Genomic DNA, 18,601 nt, shown 5'->3' on the forward strand with positions numbered 1-18,601 from the left:
GCGTGTCACCGGCTGTCGCTTGCCTCGGTCTCCGGGAGCGCGGCCCGTCCGGCCTCCAGGCGCGCGACCGGGACACGGAACGGCGAGCAGGAGACGTAGTCGAGCCCCGCAGCGTGGAAGAAGTGCACCGAGTCCGGGTCCCCTCCGTGCTCGCCGCAGACGCCGATCTTCAGCCCGGGCCGGGCCGCGCGGCCCTCGGCGACAGCGATCTCGACCAGTCGGCCCACGCCCTCGCGGTCGATCGTTTCGAACGGGGACACCTTGAAGATGCCCTTGTCGAGATAGGCGGAGAAGAACGCCGCCTCGACGTCGTCGCGGGAGAAGCCCCAGGTGGTCTGCGTCAGGTCGTTCGTACCGAAGGAGAAGAACTGCGCCTCCTCGGCGATCCGGCCCGCGGTGAGCGCGGCCCGGGGCAGCTCGATCATCGTGCCGACCGGGCACTCGATACAGACGCCGGTGGCCTCGGAGACCTCGGCCATCACCTGCTCCACTTCCTCGCGTACGAGCCGCAGCTCCTCGACCGTGTCGATCAGCGGCACCATGATCTCCGCCCGCGGGTCCCCGCCCGCCCGCTTGCGTTCGACGACCGCTTCGGCGATGGCCCGTACCTGCATGGCGACCAGGCCCGGTGCCACCAGGCCCAGGCGTACGCCGCGCAGGCCGAGCATCGGGTTCTCCTCGTGCATGCGGTTCACGGCGTCCAGCAGTTCGGCGTCGTGCGCGCTGGGTGGGGTGCCGTGGGCCTCGGCGGCGGCGAGGCGGACGGCGAGTTCCGTGCGGTCGGGCAGGAACTCGTGCAGGGGCGGGTCGAGGAGGCGGATGGTGACCGGCAGGCCGTCCATCGCCTCCAGGATGCCGACGAAGTCGTGCCGCTGGAGCGGCAGCAGCGCGTCGAGCGCCCGCTCGCGTTCGGCGTCCGTGCGGGCCAGGATCATCGCCTCGACCAGTCGGCGGCGGTTGCCGAGGAACATGTGCTCGGTGCGGCACAGGCCGATGCCCTCGGCGCCGAACCGGCGTGCGCGGGCGGCGTCCTCGGGGGTGTCGGCGTTGGCCCGTACCCCCAACCGCCGTACGCCGTCGGCCTGTTGCATGGCGCGGGCCACGGCGTTGACCAGCCCGTCCGAGCGTTCACCGGTCTCGAAGTACTGCAGCACCGCCGAGTCGGCCAACGGGACCGCGCCCGGATAGACGGTGCCTTCGGAGCCGTCGACGGAGAGGACCGTGCCCTCCTCCACGGTGGTGCCGCCCACGCTGAAGCGGCGCCCCTGCACATCCACGGTGATCTCTTCCGCACCGCACACGCACACCTTGCCCATTCCGCGGGCGACCACTGCCGCGTGGCTGGTCTTGCCGCCGCGGCTGGTCAGCACCGCCTGGGCGGCGATCATGCCAGGCAGGTCGTCGGGGGTGGTCTCCTGGCGTACGAGGACGACCTTCTCTCCGGCGGCCGCACGCCGGACCGCCTCGGCGGAGTCGAACACCGCCGCCCCGACGGCGGCACCCGGCGAGGCGGGGATGCCATGCGCGAGCGCCGCCCCGACGGCCGTGGTGTCGAAGCGGGGGAACATCAGCCGGGCGAGTCCGTCGCCGCTGACGCGCGCCAGCCCCTCGTCGGAGGTGATCAACCCCTCGTCGACCAGCTCGGCGGCGAGGGCGAACGCGGCTTCGGCGGTGCGCTTGCCGACCCGGGTCTGCAGCATCCACAGCCGGCCGCGCTCGATGGTGAACTCGATGTCGCACAGGTCCCGGTAGTGATTCTCCAACGTCTCCATGTGGTCGCGTAGTTGGGTGAACGCTTCCGGGTTCAGGCGGCCCAGTTCGTCCAGTGGGACGGTGTTGCGGATGCCGGCGACGACGTCCTCGCCCTGGGCGTCGGGCAGGTAGTCGCCGTACAGGCCGGGGCGGCCGGTGGCCGGGTCGCGGGTGAAGGCGACGCCGCTGCCGCCGCCCTCGGATGTCGCCGTGGGGCCGAGGTTGCCGAAGACCATGCTCTGCACGTTGACGGCGGTGCCCAGGTCGTCGGGGATGTGCTCGCGGCGGCGGTAGAGGCGGGCGCGTTCGCCGTTCCAGGACTCGAAGACGGCGAGGACCGCCCGGCGTAGCTGCTCGGCCGGGCTCTGCGGGAAGTACTCGCCCGTCTCCTGGCGGATCAGTTCCTTGTACGCCTCGACGAGAGCGGCCAGATCGGCCGCGTCCAGTCCCAGGTCGTCCACCGCGCCGCGGGCGACCTTGAGCCGGGCCAGGACGTTCTCGAACAGAGCACTGTCGACACCCATCACGGTGCTGCCGAACATCTGCACCAGACGTCGGTAGGAGTCCCAGGCGAAGCGCTCGTTCCCGGAGGACTTCGCCAGGCCCGGCACGGACTCGTCGGTGAGGCCGATGTCGAGGATCGTCTCCATCATGCCGGGCATGGAGAAGCGGGCACCGGAGCGGACGGACAGCAGCAGCGGGTCGTCCGGCTGCCCCAGCCGCCGTCCCGCGGCCTGCTCCAGGACGGTCAGACGGTCGGAGATCTCGCCGGCCAGACCGTCCGGCTCGGCGCCCGTGGCGAGGAAGGCGCGGCAGGCTTCGGTGGAGACGGTGAAGCCCGGCGGCACCGGCAGGCCCATGCGGGTCATCTCGGCCAGGTTGGCGCCCTTGCCGCCGAGCAGGTCGGCCATGTCGCGGCCGCCCTCCGTGAACGCGTACACGTAACGGACCATGGCGGTGCTCTTCCTTCCTGCTGTCGAAGTCCGGGGATTGCCGGGCCCGGGCCGTCCGCCGTGCCCGATCGGCGCACGAGGCGCGGCGGACGGGTGCGGGCGGGGTCACATCTCGAAGACGATGCGTGCCTTGATCTGCCCGTCGAGGACTTCGGCGATGGACTCGTTGACGGTCTCCAGCGGCCGGGTCTCGTAGATGACCTTGGTGCGTCCGGCGGCGTGCAGCTGGAACACCTCGTCCAGGTCCTGGCGGGTGCCGACGATCGAGCCGATGACGGAGGTGCCGTTCAGGACGGTGTCGAAGATCGGTACCTGGATGGTGCCGTCGGCGGGCAGGGCGACCATGACCAGCTTGCCGCCGCGCCGCAGACCGCCGTACACGGAGGCGAACGCCTGCTCGTTGACCGCCAGCGCGATCGCCGCGTGGGCGCCGCCGTGCCGCCTGAGCACCTCGGCCGGGTCCTCCTTGCGCGCGTCGATGAGAATGTCCGCGCCGAGCTCGCGGGCGAGTTCGAGCTTGTCGTCGGTGATGTCGATCGCGGCGACCGTGGCTCCGGCGATCTTCGCGTACTGCACGGCGAGATGGCCGAGACCACCGACGCCGGAGATGGCTACCAGCTGGGTCGGCCGAACCCCGGCGACCTTCAGCGCCTTGTACGTGGTGACGCCGGCGCAGGTCAGGGGGGCCGCGTCGCGGGGGTCGATGCCGTCGGGGACCACAGCGGCGAAGTCGGCGGGGGCGAGCATCTTCTCGGCGTACCCGCCGTCCACGCTGTAGCCGGTGTTCTGCTGCTGCTCGCACAGCGTCTCCCAGCCGGACAGGCAGTGCTCGCACCGCCCGCATGCCCAGCCAAGCCAGGGCACGGCCACCCGCTGCCCGACCTCCAGGTGGCTCACCCCGGCGCCGAGCGCCTCGACGATGCCGACGCCCTCGTGACCGGGGACGAACGGCGGGGTCGGCCTGACCGGCCAGTCGCCGTGCGCGGCGTGGATGTCGGTGTGGCACAGCCCGGACGCCTCCAGGCGGATGCGCACCTGGCCGGGACCGGGCTCCGGATCCGGCCGCTCCTCGATCACCAGCGGCTCGCCGAAGGACCGGACGACTGCTGCCTTCATGGAATGCTCCTCAATCTCGGTGCGGCGCGGTGCGGTTCCAGCGTCGGCCGCGTGCCGGTACTGGGGCAGGTGCTGGACGTCCTTGCGGATGGGGCCGGTAGGCCCCGAGCCACACGGAAACCGACCCATCGGTCCGGGGATCGCTGCTGCGGGATCCGCCGGCGGGGCGGCGTGGTGCAGCTCGGATGGGAGACCTCGCCGACGCGCCCCTCCCGTGGCCGCTGCCGCCCGGGCTGCCGGGCTGATCCCGCCGGGCGGCCACGGCCATCCGGTGCCGTGATACGCGGGACGGTGCAAGCGGCAGGCCACCGTGAGCCCGGCTCCTGCGGTGGTCGGTACGACGCCGGAGACGTGACCGCGGCCGACCGCGTGGGCGCCGACCGGAGCCTTGTTCGGCAGCGCCCGGCTCCGGGTAGGCGATCCGCTCGGGTCCCTCGTGGGAAGCCGGGGTGCCGGGGCAGTAGGGCCGACCGGCCCTGGCCCTTCGGCCCGGAATCACGCAAGATCTCGGGTAGACAAGGAACGGTTACGCCCGGTGGGCGAAGTCCGGTACAGGCATCAGACGGCGCAGGACAAGGAGCATCCGATGGCGGACAGCGAACGACCCGGACCCGGCAACCCGATCCGGGTCTTCCTGCTGGACGACCACGAGGTGGTACGACGCGGGGTGCATGACCTGCTGAACGACGAGCCGGACATCACCGTGGTCGGGGAGGCCGGCACGGTCGAGCAGGCCCTCGTCCGGGTTCCCGCGCTGCGCCCGCAGGTGGCGGTGCTCGATGTCCGCCTGCCCGACGGCGACGGAGTGAGCGTGTGCCGCGAGCTCCGCTCGCACATGCCGGAGCTGGCTTGCCTGATGCTGACCTCGTTCGACGACGAGGAGGCCCTGCTCGACTCGATCATGGCCGGCGCCTCCGGCTACGTACTGAAGCAGATCCAGGGCTCCGACCTGGTCTCGGCCGTACGCACGGTGGCCGCGGGCCAGTCCCTGCTCGACCCGAGTGCCACCACCCGGCTGATGGCCCGGCTGCGCCAGGACCGGCAACCCGAGGAGAAGCCGGACGCCCTGCCCGGGCTCACCGACCGGGAGCGGGAGATCCTGGCCCTGATCGGCGAGGGCCTGACCAACCGCCAGATCGGCCAGCGGCTGTACCTGGCCGAGAAGACGGTCAAGAACCACATCTCCCGGCTGCTGGCCAAGCTCGGTGTGGAGCGGCGCATCCAGGCCGCCGTCATCGCCACCCAGGCCCAGGACCGGCTCAAGCAGGAAGGCCGCTGAGTCCGAGCGCACGCCGGGCTCTTGGGCCGAACGTCCCCCGCTCACCCCGTACGGCCCAAGCCCGATTCCCTCCCCGGCGAGCAGGCCGGCGGCGCAGCCCGGAGACCACCGGGCACCGACCGGGAGGACGACGGACATGAGCGTGCGCGTAGGCATCGACGGCTTCGGCCGTATCGGACGCAACTACCTGCGCTGCGTGTGGAGCGCGCGGAGACCACGGCCGGTACGGCCGTCGAGGTCGTGGCGATCAACGACATCACCTCACCTGCCGCGCTGGCCCATCTGCTCGAGTACGACTCCACGTACGGCCGGCTGCACCGCACCGTCGAGCACGACGACACCTCGATCACCGTCGACGGCCACCGCATCGCCGTGACCGCCCAGCGTGATCCGGCCGCCCTGGCCTGGGCCGACCTCGGCGTCGACGTCGTCATCGAGTCCACCGGCCGCTTCCGCCCCGCGAGGACGCCGGGCTGCACCTGAAGGGCGGGGCGCGCAAGGTGCTGCTGCCCGTGCCGGGCAAGGGCGACGCCACCACGGTGATGGGCGCCAACGAAGGCACGTACGACCCGGAGAACGACACGTCGTCTCCAACGCGTCGTGCACAGGTGCTCGACGAGCACTTCGGCCTGGTCAAGGGGTTGATGACGACCATCCACGGCTACACCGAGGACCAGGTCGTACTCGACGGACCGCACAAGGACGGCATCGCCGTCCGCGTGCCCGTCGAAGACGGTTCGCTGACCGACCTGAGTGTCCTCCTGGAGCGGCCCGTGACCGCGGACGAGGTCAACGCCGCCTTCCGGGAGGCCGCCGACGGGCCTCTCATCGGCCCACCGCGACACCGGATGGATACGTGTTCGGGCCTGCTGTCGGAAGGGCCTTACGCGTGCCGGTGGCCCCGGTTGGCGTTGAATTCGGCCCAGGCTCGGTCCCACTGTGTCCTGCGACGCACCTCCAGCCGTACCCGGATGGCCCACCGGACACCCGCCACCAGCACGCACACGCCGGCCCCGGCGGCGGCGCCGAGGGCGGCCCCCTGGGAGCGGGCCTCGGCGGGGGCGGGCGGGGCGGGCTGGAGGCGGCCCGCGTCGTCGAGCCACACCGTGGTGGACGAGCCCGCCTTCCCGCCCGCTGCCACCGGGGCCTCACCTGTCCTGGGCGAGCCGTCGGGCATCGTCCACCGCACGGTCGCCCGCACATGATCGTCTGCCGTCCCGGAGAACCGCGCCGGCGTCGCGGCGGCATCCTCGACGAGGTGAGCGGCGCTGCGGTGCAGGCCCTGTGCCTGATCGAGAGCGGAGCGCTCGCCGACACCGGCCATCACCACGCCCACCGCAGGCGCCAGGAGCAGCAGCATCGCCGCTGCGGCCACGGCGATCCAGGCTTCGGCGACGTCGGAGCGCCGCTTGAGCGGGTTGCGCCGCCAGCGCCAGAGCGACACCCTGCCAAACCTTTTCAGCATGCGTGCATCCCTCCGGGCACGACGGACCTGAACATCACACCTACGGTGACGGTTCGGCGAGCGATCGCGGCAGAGACCAACGGGGTCGTCCTGTGAGGGCCGACCGGCCCTGTCGCACAACCGGCCGGGCCCAAACTGCCGAAGCGCCGCCGGGCACAATGCCGTTCATGACTGACGTAAAGGCTGATGGTGCGGACGGTCCGCAACTGGGTGAAGCTGTCGCGCTGTTGGCGGACTTCCTGGGCGCCGAGCCGTTGACCGCCACCATCGCCTCACTGGAGCGGGACCTGGCGAGCAGGCCCGCGAGGGAGGTCGGTGACCTGGCCGCAGCCCGGGGCCTCAACCCCGAACTGATGGTGGCAGCCCTGACCGTTCGCGAGAGCCTCGGCCGGCTGAACGACCTCATCCACGCGGCCGGGATCGTGCTGGCGCTGCCGCATCTCCTGGAGGACGGTGAGGAGATAGCCGTGCGCCCTTCGCTGGCCGCCGGCAACGACCCGCACCGGCCCTTCGACCTGGAGACGGACCGGCGCGTGGCGGAGTTCAAACTGGCGCGATGGCGCGGCGCGGACGCCACCCGCAAACGGCAGACGTTCAAGGACCTGGTCATGCTGGCAGCCGACCGCACGGGCCGCCGCGCCGAGCTGTTCGTCGTCGGGCCCGAGCCCGGCCGTTTCCTGCGCACCTCCAGGGCGACGGCGGCCTGGGCACTGGATCGCACCCCGCACGCGCGCCGGGTGTTCGAGGAGATCTTCGGCTCCCTGGAGGTCTCCGTCGCGCAGTTCACCGCCCACCATGCCGACCATGTCCGGGTCACCGACCTGTGCGACGTGCTGCCGTCCACGGTGGCAGCGGCGCTGGTGCGTTGACCGGACTGGGCACGTGGCCGGGTGCGTCATGCGGTGGCAGGTACCCCGGATCCGGACGGCTCCGGGGCAGGCAGCATGGTCAGCAGCATGACGCTGGGCTCGGTGGCGCGCACGGTGTGCGGCAGCCGTGCGGGCAGGTGGATCCAGCTGCCCGGCGTCGCCTCGGTCTCCTCGTCGCCCAGGACGAGATCGAGGCGGCCGGAGACGACCTGGATGACGACGGGCAGGGCGGAGGTGTGCTCGGTCAGTTCCTGGCCGGCGGCGAAGGCGAAGCCGACCACGCGCAGGCGGTCGTCGCGGTACAGGACGCGGCTGAGGGTGCCGTCCTCGGGCACGGTCAGTACTGCGGTCAGGTCGGTGATCATGGTGGCGGTCATGGTGGCGGACATGGGGTGCCTCCTCAGGCTTGGGTCGGGGTGGGGACGGCGACCAGGCTGATCGCGCCGAGGTGAGCGCTGTGGCGTCGGAAGACGCGGCGCATGTGCAGGACACGGCGCAGGGCGGCCGGGTTGCGCAGGGCACGGCCGACCATGCGCAGGGCGGGGATCAGCCCTTCGTCGGTGATCAGCCGGCGCGGCTCGAGCAGCGCCATCGGTGCGGTCTTGTGGGCGGTGACGGTGAAGCTCTCGATGGCGAGGAGCTCGCTCCAGTCGCTGGGGGACAGGGGGCGGGCGCCCACGTGGATGGCGTCCTGCAGGTCCGCGGCGATCCGGTCGGCGAGCGCGGGGTCGAGACCGTCGGGCAGCAGGCACAGTTCGTGGATGGCGTACCGGCCGGTGGAGTCGTCGAGCAGCCTGTGTGCTTCCCGTACGATGCGCCGCTTGGCGGGGTAGTGCTGCATGGTCAGCATCGCCTCGCCGTACACGACACTGGCGGCGCCGTCCGGCAACCCGGTGTCCGCGGCGTCCGACCGTACGGCGCGCATCACGGTCGGGCCGGGGGCGGTGAGGGCGCTCAGGGCGGCCACGGCGGAGGGGTCGCGGTCGACCGCGGTGTAGGCGGCAGGGCGGCGGGTGAGCGTCAGCCGGGCGGTGGCTCCCAGGCCGGCGGCCAGCTCCACCACCCGGTCCTGCGGATCCACGCCCAGGGTGTCCAGCATCCAGCCGGTCAGCTCCACACCTCCGGGGCGCAGCACCCGCTTGCCCAGGCGGGCCAACAGCCAGTGGCCGGGCATGCGGGCGGCGTCCAGTCCGTCACCGGGAAGCGGAGTGTTCTGCCGCCGGGCCTGTTGGCCGGTCGATGCCATGGTCGTGCCTCGCTCTCTGCCGCACGGGTATTACTTAGGTGAACCTAACTTGAGGTGGCGGTGCTGTACGGGGGCCGAACGTCCCGATGTGAGGGCCCAGTGGGCCAGGCGCGGCAGGCTGCTCCGACACGGCCGGAGGCCCCTCAACTCGTGCGACGAGGCGGAGAGGTCGGCCTGGCACTCCTGCGCGGCACCCCTACTGGTCGGCGGCGGGCCTCGGCGCGGGCCTGGGGTGCGGAGACGCGCTGCACGGTGTCGTAGACCTCGGTGTCGAGGACGTCCGGGACGAAGCCGGCGCCGAGGCCTGGATGCGGTGCGGGCCGGGGGCGCCGCCGGACAGGACGGCCGACTCGGCCGGTTCCACGGCCACCACTGTGACCTCTGGCTTCTTTTCCTTCAGCACTTGGCCGACGCCGGTGACGGTGCCGCCGGTACCGACGCCCGCCACGAGGATGTCGACCTGGCCTGCGGTTGTTCGGTGGCGCGGGCCACGGCGCCGGTCATGCCCTCGGCTGCCGGTGTGAGGATCGGCTCCGCGCCGTAGGCGCCGGCCTGGGCCGCATGGTCGCGCCGTGACCGGCGAGCACGTGGTCCGGAGCGCGGTGGCCGGCTACAGCAGGCTGCTCCAGTACGCCCAGAAGCGGGTGAGGACGAGCAGTGCGATCACCCCGTACCAGGCGGCGAGCAGCATCCAGTGCGTGTCCCGGACGACCGCGAGTACACCTCTGGGCACGGGGACGATTCCTCGCTCCAGACAGTGCATCGTCAGGTACCAGAACAGGGCGATGGTGACGACCCAGACGACGGCGCAGTAGGGGCAGAGCTTGTTGAGCTCGTAGAGCGACTGCCCGATGAGCCAGTGCGCGAACACCACCGCCGCCAGCGCCCCTGCGCCCAGCGCGAGCCACAGCCGACGGTGCAGGCGCGCCCCGGACAGCACGGCCACGCCCAAGGCGGCCACGGCGGCGAAGGCCCCCAGGCCGAGCAGCATGTTGGGGAAGCCGAACAGGCTGCCCTGCGAGCTGGACATGACGCTGCCGCAACTCACGACCGGACTGAGGTTGCACGGCGGTTGGTAGTCCGGGTCCTTCAGGAGCCGCCAGTCGTCCGCGGTGAGCTGGAAGGAGGCGAGCCAGCCGACGATCCCGGTGACGAGCATGACCAGGCCCGTTCGGCGGCTCGCGCCCACCGCGTTCGTGCGCTGGGCGGTCGTGGCGTCCTGCGCGAGCGCGGGTCCGTGGTTCATACCGCTCGCCGGGAACCGGAGGCCGACCGGGACTGTCCGACGGCTGTCGGGGCCGACGCCGGTGTGGCCCGCCTGCGGTAGACCAGGTAAGGCCGGGCCAGGTATCCGATGGGGGCGCTCCACACGTGGACGAGGCGGGTGAAGGGCCAGGCGGCGAAGAGAAGGCAGGCGGTCAGGGCGTGCAGCTGGAACAGCAGCGGGGCCCCGGTGATTGCCTCGGGCTGCGGCTGGAGGACGAACAGGCCGCGGAACCATACGGAGATGGTGGAGCGGTAGTCGTAGCCGGGGCCGAACACGTTGTGGGCGGCGGTGGCGGTGATGCCCAGCAGGACCGTGGCGGACAGCAGTGGGAAGAGCAGTTTGTCGCTGCGGTCGGTGCCCAGCCGGATCGATCGTGTCAGCAGCCGGCGGGCGCAGAGCATGCCGAGGCCGGCGACCATGGCCACGCCGGCCACGGAGCCGGCCCACACGGCCGTGGTGTGGTACGCGTGCTCGGTGATGCCGACGGCCTCGGTCCACGAGTCGGGGATGGCGAGGCCCACCACGTGCCCGGCGATCACCATGAAGGCGCCGAGGTGGAAGAGCGGGCTGCCCCAGCGCAGCCAGCGGTGTTCGAGGAGCTGGGTGGTGTGGGTGGTCCAGCCGAACTGGTCGTGCCGGTAGCGCCAGACGTGCCCGACGACGAACACCGCGAGACAGATGTAGGGGACGGCGACCCACAGCAGGAGGTCTGCGCCGCTCGTGGACGCGGTGGCCAGGGGGGTGGGTACGGCGTTCATCGGGGGCCTTCCGTGCGGCTGGTCGGAGCGGGTGGCACACAGGTCGGCGGGGCGGGGACGGGCGGCACGAAGGTGCCCGGCGGGGCGAACTCGCCGTCCCCGTAGGTCCCGTAGGGGTCGAGGCCGACCTCCTCGTTCGGCGGGCCCTCGGCGACGAGCTGGGCCACCGCCGCGCGGTCCGCCTCGGTGGGTGGCGGCAGCAGGGTGAGCAACGCGGCCACGACGTGCCGGTACGGGGAGTCGGCATCGGTCAGCGCCTGGTGGATCAGCTCCAGCCCGCGCCGGTGCTGGCGCAATGGTGCCTCGCCACCACCCGGCCCTACGAGGGCGGCGAACTCCAGCACGACCGGCAGGTGGTCGGGCAGTTCGCCCCCGTCGGTGTCCCAGCCCGCCGCCTTGTACCGCTGGTTCAGGGTGAGCAGGGCCAGGCCGCGGCGGCGGGTGTCGCCGTGCAGGTAGTAGGTGAGGTAGAGACTGCTCTTGCGGCGCAGGTCGAACATCTCGACGTAGTGCCGCTCCAGCGCCTCGGGATCCTCTGCGGCGAACCAGTCGGTGAACCGGGCCAGGTGTTCCGCCGCGGGCGTGGCCGGCAGGGCTGCCACTACCGTGGTCAACTCCGTGCGTGCTGCGGTCAGTTCGGAGTCGGGGTACTGCAGGAGCAGCGACACGAGCCGCAGTATCAGGGCTCGGCCCGCCGTCTCCGCAGGTGTGAGCCGGGCCGGGCGGCGTACGGCCGCGCGGACGCGGGTGCGGACGAGGGCGGGAATGGTGGCGGGCAGCGGGCTCACGGACGTCCTCCGGCGGGGGCTTCGGGTGTACGGCGGCGCAGGGTGGGGAGGCCGAGCATCACGCGGCGGCCGTCGGCGGGCTGCGGGTCGCCGGAGGACTCGACCGGGCAGCGGTTCTCCATCGCGGTCAGCGCGGCGGCGTCCTCCTTGTGCGCGGCCGGGACGACATACCGGTCGGCGTACTTGGCGACGGCGAGCAGCCGGTGCAGGTCCTCCGCCTCCCGTGTGGTCAGGCCGACGGCCTCGAGCACGGCCTCGTCGCCCTCCTCACCGAGGGTGCGCTCGCGCATGTACGAGCGCAGCGCGGTGAGTTTCATCAGGACACCGGCGACGACGTCGGTGTCCCCGGCGGTGAACAGTTCCGCCAGGTACTCCAGCGGGATGCGCAGACGGGTGACGGCGGCGAAGACGTGGTCGGGGTCGTCCTGGTTGCCGCCCGCCGCGTCGACGGCGTCGAGGACCGGGGAGAGCGGGGGCACATACCAGACCATCGGCATCGTCCGGTACTCCGGGTGCAGCGGCAGCGCCACCTTGTACCGCATGACCAGGTCGTACACGGGGGAGCGGCGGGCGGCGTCCAGCCAGTCGTCAGGGATGCCCGACTCGCGTGCTGCCGCGCGCACTTCCGGGTCGTGCGGGTCGAGGAAGACGCCGCGCTGGGCGTCGAGGAGGTCCTTCTCGTCCGGGGTGGCTGCGGCCTCGCCGACGCGGTCGGCGTCGTAGAGGAGCAGCCCCAGGTAGCGGAGCCGTCCGACGCAGGTCTCGGAGCAGACGGTGGGCTGGCCGGCCTCGATGCGCGGGAAGCAGAAGGTGCACTTCTCGGCCTTGCCGGTGGCGTGGTTGACGTACACCTTCTTGTACGGGCATGCCGTCACGCACATGCGCCAGCCCCGGCAGCGGTCCTGGTCGACCAGGACGATGCCGTCCTCGACCCGCTTGTACATCGCGCCGGACGGACAGGCCGACACACAGGCCGGGTTGAGGCAGTGCTCGCACAGCCGGGGCAGGTGGAAGAGGAAGGTCTGCTCGAACTCGAACTTCACCTTCTGCGCCCACTCACCGCTGAGGTTCGGGTCGCCGCCGGCGTTCTCGGGCGCACCGCCCAGGCCGTCCTCCCAGTTGGCGCCCCAGGTGATGGCGGTGGGCTTGCCGGTGAGGACGGAACGCGGGCGGGCGACGGGGATGTCCTTCTGGGCGGGGGCGCTGACCAGGTTGTCGTAGTCGTAGGTGACCGGCTCGTAGTAGTCCTCGATGGACGGCAGGTCGGGGTTGGAGAAGAGGGACAGGAGCCGCTTGATCCGGCCGCCTGAGCGCAGGACGAGACGTCCGCGCTTGTCGAGCATCCAGCCGCCCTTCCACTGCTCCTGGTCCTCGTAGCGGCGGGGGTAGCCGACACCGGGTTTGGTCTCGACGTTGTTGAACCAGGCGTACTCGACGCCGGTGCGGTTGGTCCACGTCTGCTTGCAGGTGACCGAGCAGGTGTGGCAGCCGATGCACTTGTCGAGGTTCATCACCATCGCGATCTGAGCCATCACGCGCATGTCAGTACTCCACATCCTGCGAGCGACGGCGGATGACCGTGACCTCGTCGCGCTGGTTGCCGGTCGGGCCGTAGTAGTTGAAGGCGTAGGTGAACTGCGCGTAGCCGCCCGCGAGATGGGTGGGCTTGAGCAGCAGACGGGTCAGCGAGTTGTGGATGCCGCCGCGCTTGCCGCTGACCTCGGTCTTCGGCACGTTCACGTTGCGGTCCTGGGCGTGGTACATGTACACCGTGCCCTCGGGCATGCGGTGGGTGACCACGGCCCGGGCGGCGACGACGCCGTTGCGGTTGTACGCCTCGATCCACTCGTTGTCCTTCACGCCGATCTTCTCGGCGTCGGCGGTGGACATCCAGATCGTGGGTCCGCCGCGCGACAGGTCGAGCATGTACTTGTTGTCCTGGTAGTTCGAGTGGATGGACCACTTCGAGTGCGGGGTCAGATAGCGGACGGTCACCTCCGCCCGGCCGTTGTCGCCCAGGTGCTCGTTGCCGTAGTGCTTGGGCGTGTTCAACGGCGGCCGGTAGACGGGGAGTTGCTCGCCGAGTTCGGCGATCCAGTCGTGCTGGACGAAGAAGTGCTGGCGGCCGGTGAGGGTGTGCCAGGGCTTCTTGTGCTCGGTGTTGATGACGAACGGCGAGTAGCGGCGCCCACCGGTCTCCGAGCCGGACCACTCGTAGGAGGTGATCACGGAGCGGGGCTGGGTGCGGGTGTCGGGGAAGGTGATGCGCTCGGCCTCGCGTTCGGCGGCGAGTTCCACCAGGCCCTCGCTGCCGGTCTGCCGCTCCATCTCGCGGAAGCCCTCCGTGGCCAGGCGGCCGTTGGTGGTGCCGGACAGGGCGAGGATCGCCTCGCACATGTCGGAGGCGGTGGCCAGGGAGGGCCGCCCGGCGGCGATCCCGTCCCGTACGGTGCCGTTGCGGTGTCGAAGGTCTTCGATCTCCTGGTCGGGGTGGACGGTGATGCCCTTGGTGGTGGTGCCGAGGGTGTCGAGCAGCGGGCCGACGGCGCGCATCTTCTGCGCGATCGCGGTGTAGTCCCGTTCGATCACGACCAGCTTCGGCATGGTCCGGCCGGGCACCGGCTCGCACTCACCGGCCTTCCAGTCCCGCACCGCCCCACCGGGCTGGGCGAGTTCGTCGGGGGTGTCGTGCAGCAGCGGGACCGCGAGGACGTCGGTACGGGTGCCCAGGTGCTCGGCGGCCAGCTCGCTGAACCTGTCGGCGAGGGTGAGGAAGGTGTCGTAGTCGGTGCGGGCCTGCCAGGGCGGGGCGATGGCCGGGGTGAAGGCGTGCACGAAGGGGTGCATGTCCGTGCTGGACAGGTCGTCCTTCTCGTACCAGGTCGCGGCCGGCAGGACGACGTCGGAGAGCAGGCTGGTGGAGGTCATTCGGAAGTCCATGGTGACCAGCAGGTCGAGCTTGCCCTCGGGCGCGTCCTCCCGCCACACCACGTCCTTCGGCCGGTGCTCGGGCGGGGTCTCCTCGGAGCGGACCGCCGCGTCCGTGCCCAGCAGGTGGCGCAGGAAGTACTCGTTGCCCTTGCCCGAGGAGCCCAGCAGGTTCGCCCGCCACACCGTCAGCACGCGGGGGAAGTTGGCCGGGTCGTCGGGGTCCTCGACGGCGAAGCGCAGCCGCCCGGACTTCAGCTCGTCGACGATGTGCTCGGCGACCGGGCGGTCCGCGGCCGCCGCCTCGTCCGTCAGGTCGAGCGGGTTGCGGTTGAAGCCGGGGTGGCCGGGTGTCCAGCCCAGCCGTACGGCCTGCGCCAGGCAGTCGGCGAACCCCTTGCCCTGGAACCGCCCCTCCCCGAGCGGGGAAGCCAGCTCCTGGGGCCCGAACGCCTCGTAGCGCCACTGGTCGGAGTTCAGGTACCAGTACGAGGTGCCCGCCATGTGCCGGGTGGGCCGCTGCCAGTCGAAGGCGAACGACAGGTGCTGCTGCCCGGTGACCGGGCGGACCTTCTCCTGCCCGACGTAGTGTGCCCAGCCGCCCCCGTTGACGCCCTGGCAGCCGGTCATGGTGGTCAGCGCGAGGAAGGCGCGGTAGATGGTGTCGGAGTGGAACCAGTGGTTGGTGCCGGCACCGAGGGCGATCATCGACCGGCCGTTCGTGCGTTCGGCGTTGCGGGCGAACTCGCGCGCGATACGAGCGGCTTGCTCGGCGGGGACGGAGGTGATGGTCTCCTGCCAGGCCGGGGTGCAGGGCTCGGACGGGTCTTCGTACGACGACGGCCAACTGCCCGGCAGACCGGGCCGCCGCACCCCGTACTGGGCCAGCATGAGGTCGAAGACGGTGGTGACGAGCCGGCCGCCGACCCGGCGCACCGGCACCCCGCGCACCAGGACTGAGCCGCCCTCGGTGGTGCCCTCGTCGAAGCGGGGCAGCGCGACCTCGGCCGTCTCCTCGGCCCGCTCCAGCAGGCTCAACTCGGGCACGACGTCGCCCAGGTCCAGGTTCCAGCGGCCTCGCCCGGCCTCCCCCCACCGGAAGCCGAGCGAGCCGTTGGGGACCACCGGTTCGCCCGTGGCCCCGTCCAGAAGAACCGTCTTGGACCCGGCGTTCTCCGTGTCGTGGCCGAGGTCGGCGGCGGTCAGGAACCCGTCGGGGACGAGACCGTGGTCGTTGTGCTCACGCAGGGTCACCAGGAACGGCGCATCGGTGAACTTGCGCATGTAGTCCTGGAAGTACGGCACTTCGCGGTCGACGAGGAACTCGCGCAGGATCACATGCCCCATGGCCATCGCCAGCGCCCCGTCCGTGCCCGGATGCGGGGCGAGCCACTCGTCGGCGTGTTTGACGTTGTCGGCGTAGTCGGGGCTGACCGCGACGACCTTCGTGCCGTTGTAGCGGGTCTCGGTGAGAAAGTGCGCGTCCGGAGTGCGGGTCACGGGGATGTTGGAGCCCCACATGATCAGGTAGCCGGCGTTCCACCAGTCCGCGGCCTCTGGCACATCCGTCTGGTCGCCGAAGACCTGCGGCGAGGCGATCGGCAGGTCCGCGTACCAGTCGTAGAACGACAGCAGGGTGCCGCCGATCAGCGAGTGGAACCGGGCCCCGGCCGCGAACGACGCCATGGACATCGCCGGGATGGGCGAGAAGCCCGCGACGCGGTCGGGGCCGTACGCCTTGACGGTGTGCACCTGGGCGGCGGCGATCAGCTCGCTGACCTCGTCCCAGTCGGCGCGCACCAGGCCGCCCTTGCCGCGGGCCCGCTTGTAGGCGCGGGCCTTCGCCGGGTCGCCGGTGATCTCGGCCCAGGCCGCCACCGGATCGCCGAGCCGCTTACGCGCCTCGCGCCACAGCTTCAGCAACGCGCCCCGCACATAGGGGTAGCGGACCCGGCTGGGCGAGTAGGTGTACCAGGAGAACGACGCCCCGCGGGGGCAGCCGCGCGGCTCGTACTCGGGGCAGTCGGCGCCGATCGAGGGGTAGTCGGTGGCCTGGTGCTCCCAGGTGATGATGCCGTCCTTGACGTACACCATCCACGAGCAGGAACCGGTGCAGTTGACGCCGTGCGTGGAGCGCACCACCTTGTCGTGGGCCCACCGGTCCCGGTAGAAGCTCTCCCACTTCGGGTCGCCTTCACCGAACACGGCGCGTCCGTCGGCCGACACCTCGCTGCGGGTGAGCAGTCTGCGGGCGGCCAGCGGCCAGCCCTCACCGGTACCTGACGCCTTGCGTCGTGCGTGCTGATCGTTCTCCATGGTGAGGAACGCTAGAAGCCGCAGGCCATGGTGCACTTGGGGCCGGCGGTCCCCGCCGGACGACCTTCCGGCCCCATCCGGCCGGTCGCAACAGGGACCAATGGTCCCTGTGCTGGGGTCCGGTCGGCGGGGGAGTCGGCTGTGCCTGGCATGCATGCTGGGCACTGATCGAACCGCAGATGCCCATCCGTACGACCGCATTCCGTGCCTGCCGGGCGGCCAATTCCCCCGTCCCCGGCCGCCGCAGGCACAGCGCGTACGGCGTGTGGCGCACGTTTCGGTCGTGCGTCCGGCCGCCCCGTGCGGCCGGACGCGGCATCCGCCCCCGCCCCGGCGCTTCGGATCCCATTGCCCACCGCATGGGCCGGCTGCGCCGGCCCGACCTGCTGGAGACACCGCCATGAGCGAGCTGACCCTTGCCTCGACCCCTGAGGACGCCACGGCCCTGCGATCAGCCGAGGCACACCACGCCCGACTGGCCGGCGAACTGGCCGGACGGGTGAAAATGCTGCTCACCGCCGTGGACCGCGACCCGAGCGCCGCCGAGAAGATCCACGCCGGTCTTGCGGCCTTCTGTGACCGCTCGCTCCTGCCCCATGCCGCGGCCGAGGAAGCCGAGCTCTACCCCGCCGCCCACCGCATGCCCGAGGCCCGTCTGCTCGTCGAGAGCCTGATCGGCGAACACCGCTGCCTCGCCACGCTCGTCGACGCCCTGCGCGCCGCACCCACTGCGGCGGATTCCGCGGCCGACGCCCGGGCCCTGCAGGTGCTCTTCGAGGAGCACCTGGCCAAGGAGAACGGCCTCGTGCTGCCGCTGCTCGCCATGACGCCCGACGTCCCTCTGGCGCAGCTGCTCGCGGACATGCACCACCGGCTCGCCAACGACTCGTCCACCCAGGGCGCAACCCAGGACCAGCACCACGAGGAAGGCCACGACATGGACGAACGGCAGACCGACGAGAGCGGCGGCTGCGGCGGAGTGTGCGGCTGCGGCGGCGGGGAGGAGGATAACGAACCCCGACTGGACGTCCGGGACGTGCCGCACGCCATACGTCACGCCACGGTGTTCGGCGCCCTCGACGCCGTCCCGGCGGGCACCGCGATGGTGCTGGTCGCCCCTCACGACCCGCTGCCGCTGCTCGCGCAGATCGAGCAGCGCAGCCCGGGGGTGTTCTCGGTGGAGTACCTGGAACGCGGCCCCGAAGCCTGGCGGCTGCGGCTCAGCCACCGCTGATCCGGCGCCACCGCCCACCCGAGGGCTCGGGATGTGCTCCACCCTGCGCGCCCGCACCCGCCACACCCGTAGACACACGTAAAAGAGAAGGACAGCGCGTCATGGACGGATCGCACCGCCGAGCCGGCACCCTGCTCGGGACGGTCGGCGCAGCCCTGGTAGTCACCGGACCGGTCATGCTGTGGCGCGGCCGCAGCGGCAGGAAGGAGATACGTACCGAGCTGGCCGCCCAGAAGATCACCTTCCCCGAGCGCGGGCTGCCCGCCGACCTCTCCGCCTACGCCGGCCGCCGGGTGGAAACCGGCCCCGAGGCGCACGCCTACGCCCAGTTCATCAAGGGCAACCTCGTCAAGGCCACCGGCGGCCGCGCCTACGCGGAGATCACCGCGGAGCTGCACGCCGCCGGAGGCGACGACGAGAAGCTCACCGAGCTGCGCCAGACCGCGTTCATGGGCCAGTCCCTGCGCGCCTCGCTGATGTCCGCCCACCAGGCATGGCACCTCACGACCCTGGTCACGGGCCTGGGCGTCGCACTCACCGGCCTGGGGGCCGCGCTGGTGGCCACCGCGGACGCCCTGACTCCCCGCCCGTCGAACCAGGCCTGACCCTGCCGCGGCTTTGATGGCCCGG

At 71.6% G+C, this 18,601-nt stretch carries 15 protein-coding genes and 2 pseudogenes; 6 read left to right on the forward strand and 11 right to left on the reverse strand.

The genetic code is table 11. From position 1 onward, the window contains the following. Positions 1-5 precede the first annotated feature (5 nt). Both ppdK and adhP read right to left on the reverse strand, forming a co-directional pair. On the reverse strand, positions 6-2,705 hold the full coding sequence (ppdK, locus tag PV396_RS07000) for a pyruvate, phosphate dikinase (RefSeq protein ID WP_319201504.1): 2,700 nt from the start codon (positions 2,703-2,705) through the stop codon (positions 6-8). Positions 2,706-2,810: 105 nt separating this feature from the next. After that, positions 2,811-3,821: an alcohol dehydrogenase AdhP gene (gene adhP / locus PV396_RS07005; protein ID WP_319201506.1), complete on the reverse strand. Its 1,011-nt coding sequence runs from the start codon at positions 3,819-3,821 to the stop codon at positions 2,811-2,813. A gap of 586 nt (positions 3,822-4,407) precedes the next feature. Between adhP and PV396_RS07010 the strand changes: the two genes are divergently transcribed. The 3 genes and pseudogenes from PV396_RS07010 to PV396_RS45035 all read left to right on the forward strand — a co-directional run. Then, positions 4,408-5,100 (forward strand): response regulator transcription factor, encoded by a 693-nt coding sequence (locus tag PV396_RS07010; protein ID WP_319201508.1) that lies wholly within the window; start codon positions 4,408-4,410, stop codon positions 5,098-5,100. Positions 5,101-5,298: 198 nt separating this feature from the next. Beyond that, positions 5,299-5,583 (forward strand): glyceraldehyde 3-phosphate dehydrogenase NAD-binding domain-containing protein, encoded by a 285-nt coding sequence (locus tag PV396_RS45030; RefSeq protein WP_416071349.1) that lies wholly within the window; start codon positions 5,299-5,301, stop codon positions 5,581-5,583. Between the two features lie 161 nt (positions 5,584-5,744). After that, positions 5,745-5,870, forward strand: a pseudogene (locus PV396_RS45035) (type I glyceraldehyde-3-phosphate dehydrogenase); the annotation flags it as partial. Between the two features lie 113 nt (positions 5,871-5,983). Here the strand turns inward: PV396_RS45035 and PV396_RS07020 are convergent. Beyond that, positions 5,984-6,565, reverse strand: coding sequence for a hypothetical protein (locus PV396_RS07020; protein ID WP_319202343.1), 582 nt, complete (start codon positions 6,563-6,565; stop codon positions 5,984-5,986). A gap of 167 nt (positions 6,566-6,732) precedes the next feature. Between PV396_RS07020 and PV396_RS07025 the strand changes: the two genes are divergently transcribed. Continuing rightward, entirely contained in the window at positions 6,733-7,434 is a 702-nt protein-coding gene (locus PV396_RS07025) for a PE-PGRS family protein (RefSeq protein WP_319201510.1), read from the forward strand. Positions 7,435-7,460: 26 nt separating this feature from the next. Here the strand turns inward: PV396_RS07025 and PV396_RS07030 are convergent, their stop codons facing one another. The 8 genes and pseudogenes from PV396_RS07030 to PV396_RS07065 all read right to left on the reverse strand — a co-directional run bounded on the left by PV396_RS07030 (position 7,461) and on the right by PV396_RS07065 (position 16,737). Continuing rightward, positions 7,461-7,823, reverse strand: a complete 363-nt coding sequence (locus PV396_RS07030) for a cupin domain-containing protein (protein ID WP_319201512.1) — start codon at positions 7,821-7,823, stop codon at positions 7,461-7,463. Positions 7,824-7,834: 11 nt separating this feature from the next. Next, positions 7,835-8,680 carry a class I SAM-dependent methyltransferase gene (locus PV396_RS07035; protein WP_319201514.1) on the reverse strand — a complete coding sequence of 282 codons (846 nt, stop codon included), beginning with the start codon at positions 8,678-8,680 and terminating at the stop codon, positions 7,835-7,837. A 196-nt stretch (positions 8,681-8,876) separates the two neighbouring features. After that, positions 8,877-9,140: pseudogene (locus tag PV396_RS07040) on the reverse strand (pyridoxal-phosphate dependent enzyme); the annotation flags it as partial. Between the two features lie 150 nt (positions 9,141-9,290). Continuing rightward, the gene (locus tag PV396_RS07045; protein ID WP_319201518.1) at positions 9,291-9,926 is read right to left on the reverse strand and encodes a vitamin K epoxide reductase family protein; all 636 of its coding nucleotides are present in this window, start codon (positions 9,924-9,926) and stop codon (positions 9,291-9,293) included. Continuing rightward, positions 9,923-10,705 (reverse strand): respiratory nitrate reductase subunit gamma, encoded by a 783-nt coding sequence (gene narI, locus PV396_RS07050; RefSeq protein ID WP_319201520.1) that lies wholly within the window; start codon positions 10,703-10,705, stop codon positions 9,923-9,925. Before narI ends, PV396_RS07045 begins: the two co-directional genes overlap by 4 nt. Beyond that, complete coding sequence (gene narJ, locus PV396_RS07055; protein ID WP_319201522.1) at positions 10,702-11,493, reverse strand: nitrate reductase molybdenum cofactor assembly chaperone; 792 nt, start codon at positions 11,491-11,493, stop codon at positions 10,702-10,704. Before narJ ends, narI begins: the two co-directional genes overlap by 4 nt. Continuing rightward, on the reverse strand, positions 11,490-13,034 hold the full coding sequence (narH, locus tag PV396_RS07060; RefSeq protein WP_319201523.1) for a nitrate reductase subunit beta: 1,545 nt from the start codon (positions 13,032-13,034) through the stop codon (positions 11,490-11,492). Before narH ends, narJ begins: the two co-directional genes overlap by 4 nt. A gap of 1 nt (position 13,035) precedes the next feature. Next, positions 13,036-16,737 carry a nitrate reductase subunit alpha gene (locus PV396_RS07065; protein ID WP_319201525.1) on the reverse strand — a complete coding sequence of 1,234 codons (3,702 nt, stop codon included), beginning with the start codon at positions 16,735-16,737 and terminating at the stop codon, positions 13,036-13,038. A gap of 400 nt (positions 16,738-17,137) precedes the next feature. Between PV396_RS07065 and PV396_RS07070 the strand changes: the two genes are divergently transcribed. Together PV396_RS07070 and PV396_RS07075 are read left to right on the forward strand one after the other, a co-directional pair. After that, on the forward strand, positions 17,138-17,971 hold the full coding sequence (locus PV396_RS07070; RefSeq protein WP_319201527.1) for a DUF2249 domain-containing protein: 834 nt from the start codon (positions 17,138-17,140) through the stop codon (positions 17,969-17,971). Between the two features lie 101 nt (positions 17,972-18,072). Further along, entirely contained in the window at positions 18,073-18,576 is a 504-nt protein-coding gene (locus PV396_RS07075; RefSeq protein ID WP_319201529.1) for a hypothetical protein, read from the forward strand. Positions 18,577-18,601: the final 25 nt, after the last annotated feature.

Source organism: Streptomyces sp. ME02-8801-2C, from assembly GCF_033793965.1.
Lineage (GTDB): Bacteria > Actinomycetota > Actinomycetes > Streptomycetales > Streptomycetaceae > Streptomyces.

Excerpts from the sequence above, each read along its gene's own strand:
- adhP (WP_319201506.1), bottom strand. The coding sequence starts at position 3,821 with ATGAAGGCAGCAGTCGTCCGGTCCTTCGGCGAGCCGCTGGTGATCGAG.
- PV396_RS07030 (WP_319201512.1), bottom strand. The coding sequence starts at position 7,823 with ATGTCCGCCACCATGACCGCCACCATGATCACCGACCTGACCGCAGTA.
- PV396_RS07075 (WP_319201529.1), top strand. The coding sequence starts at position 18,073 with ATGGACGGATCGCACCGCCGAGCCGGCACCCTGCTCGGGACGGTCGGC.
- narI (WP_319201520.1), bottom strand. The coding sequence starts at position 10,705 with ATGAACGCCGTACCCACCCCCCTGGCCACCGCGTCCACGAGCGGCGCA.
- ppdK (WP_319201504.1), bottom strand. The coding sequence starts at position 2,705 with ATGGTCCGTTACGTGTACGCGTTCACGGAGGGCGGCCGCGACATGGCC.
- PV396_RS07010 (WP_319201508.1), top strand. The coding sequence starts at position 4,408 with ATGGCGGACAGCGAACGACCCGGACCCGGCAACCCGATCCGGGTCTTC.
- PV396_RS07025 (WP_319201510.1), top strand. The coding sequence starts at position 6,733 with ATGACTGACGTAAAGGCTGATGGTGCGGACGGTCCGCAACTGGGTGAA.
- PV396_RS07020 (WP_319202343.1), bottom strand. The coding sequence starts at position 6,565 with ATGCTGAAAAGGTTTGGCAGGGTGTCGCTCTGGCGCTGGCGGCGCAAC.
- PV396_RS07065 (WP_319201525.1), bottom strand. The coding sequence starts at position 16,737 with ATGGAGAACGATCAGCACGCACGACGCAAGGCGTCAGGTACCGGTGAG.
- PV396_RS07035 (WP_319201514.1), bottom strand. The coding sequence starts at position 8,680 with ATGGCATCGACCGGCCAACAGGCCCGGCGGCAGAACACTCCGCTTCCC.
- PV396_RS07070 (WP_319201527.1), top strand. The coding sequence starts at position 17,138 with ATGAGCGAGCTGACCCTTGCCTCGACCCCTGAGGACGCCACGGCCCTG.
- PV396_RS07045 (WP_319201518.1), bottom strand. The coding sequence starts at position 9,926 with ATGAACCACGGACCCGCGCTCGCGCAGGACGCCACGACCGCCCAGCGC.
- narH (WP_319201523.1), bottom strand. The coding sequence starts at position 13,034 with ATGCGCGTGATGGCTCAGATCGCGATGGTGATGAACCTCGACAAGTGC.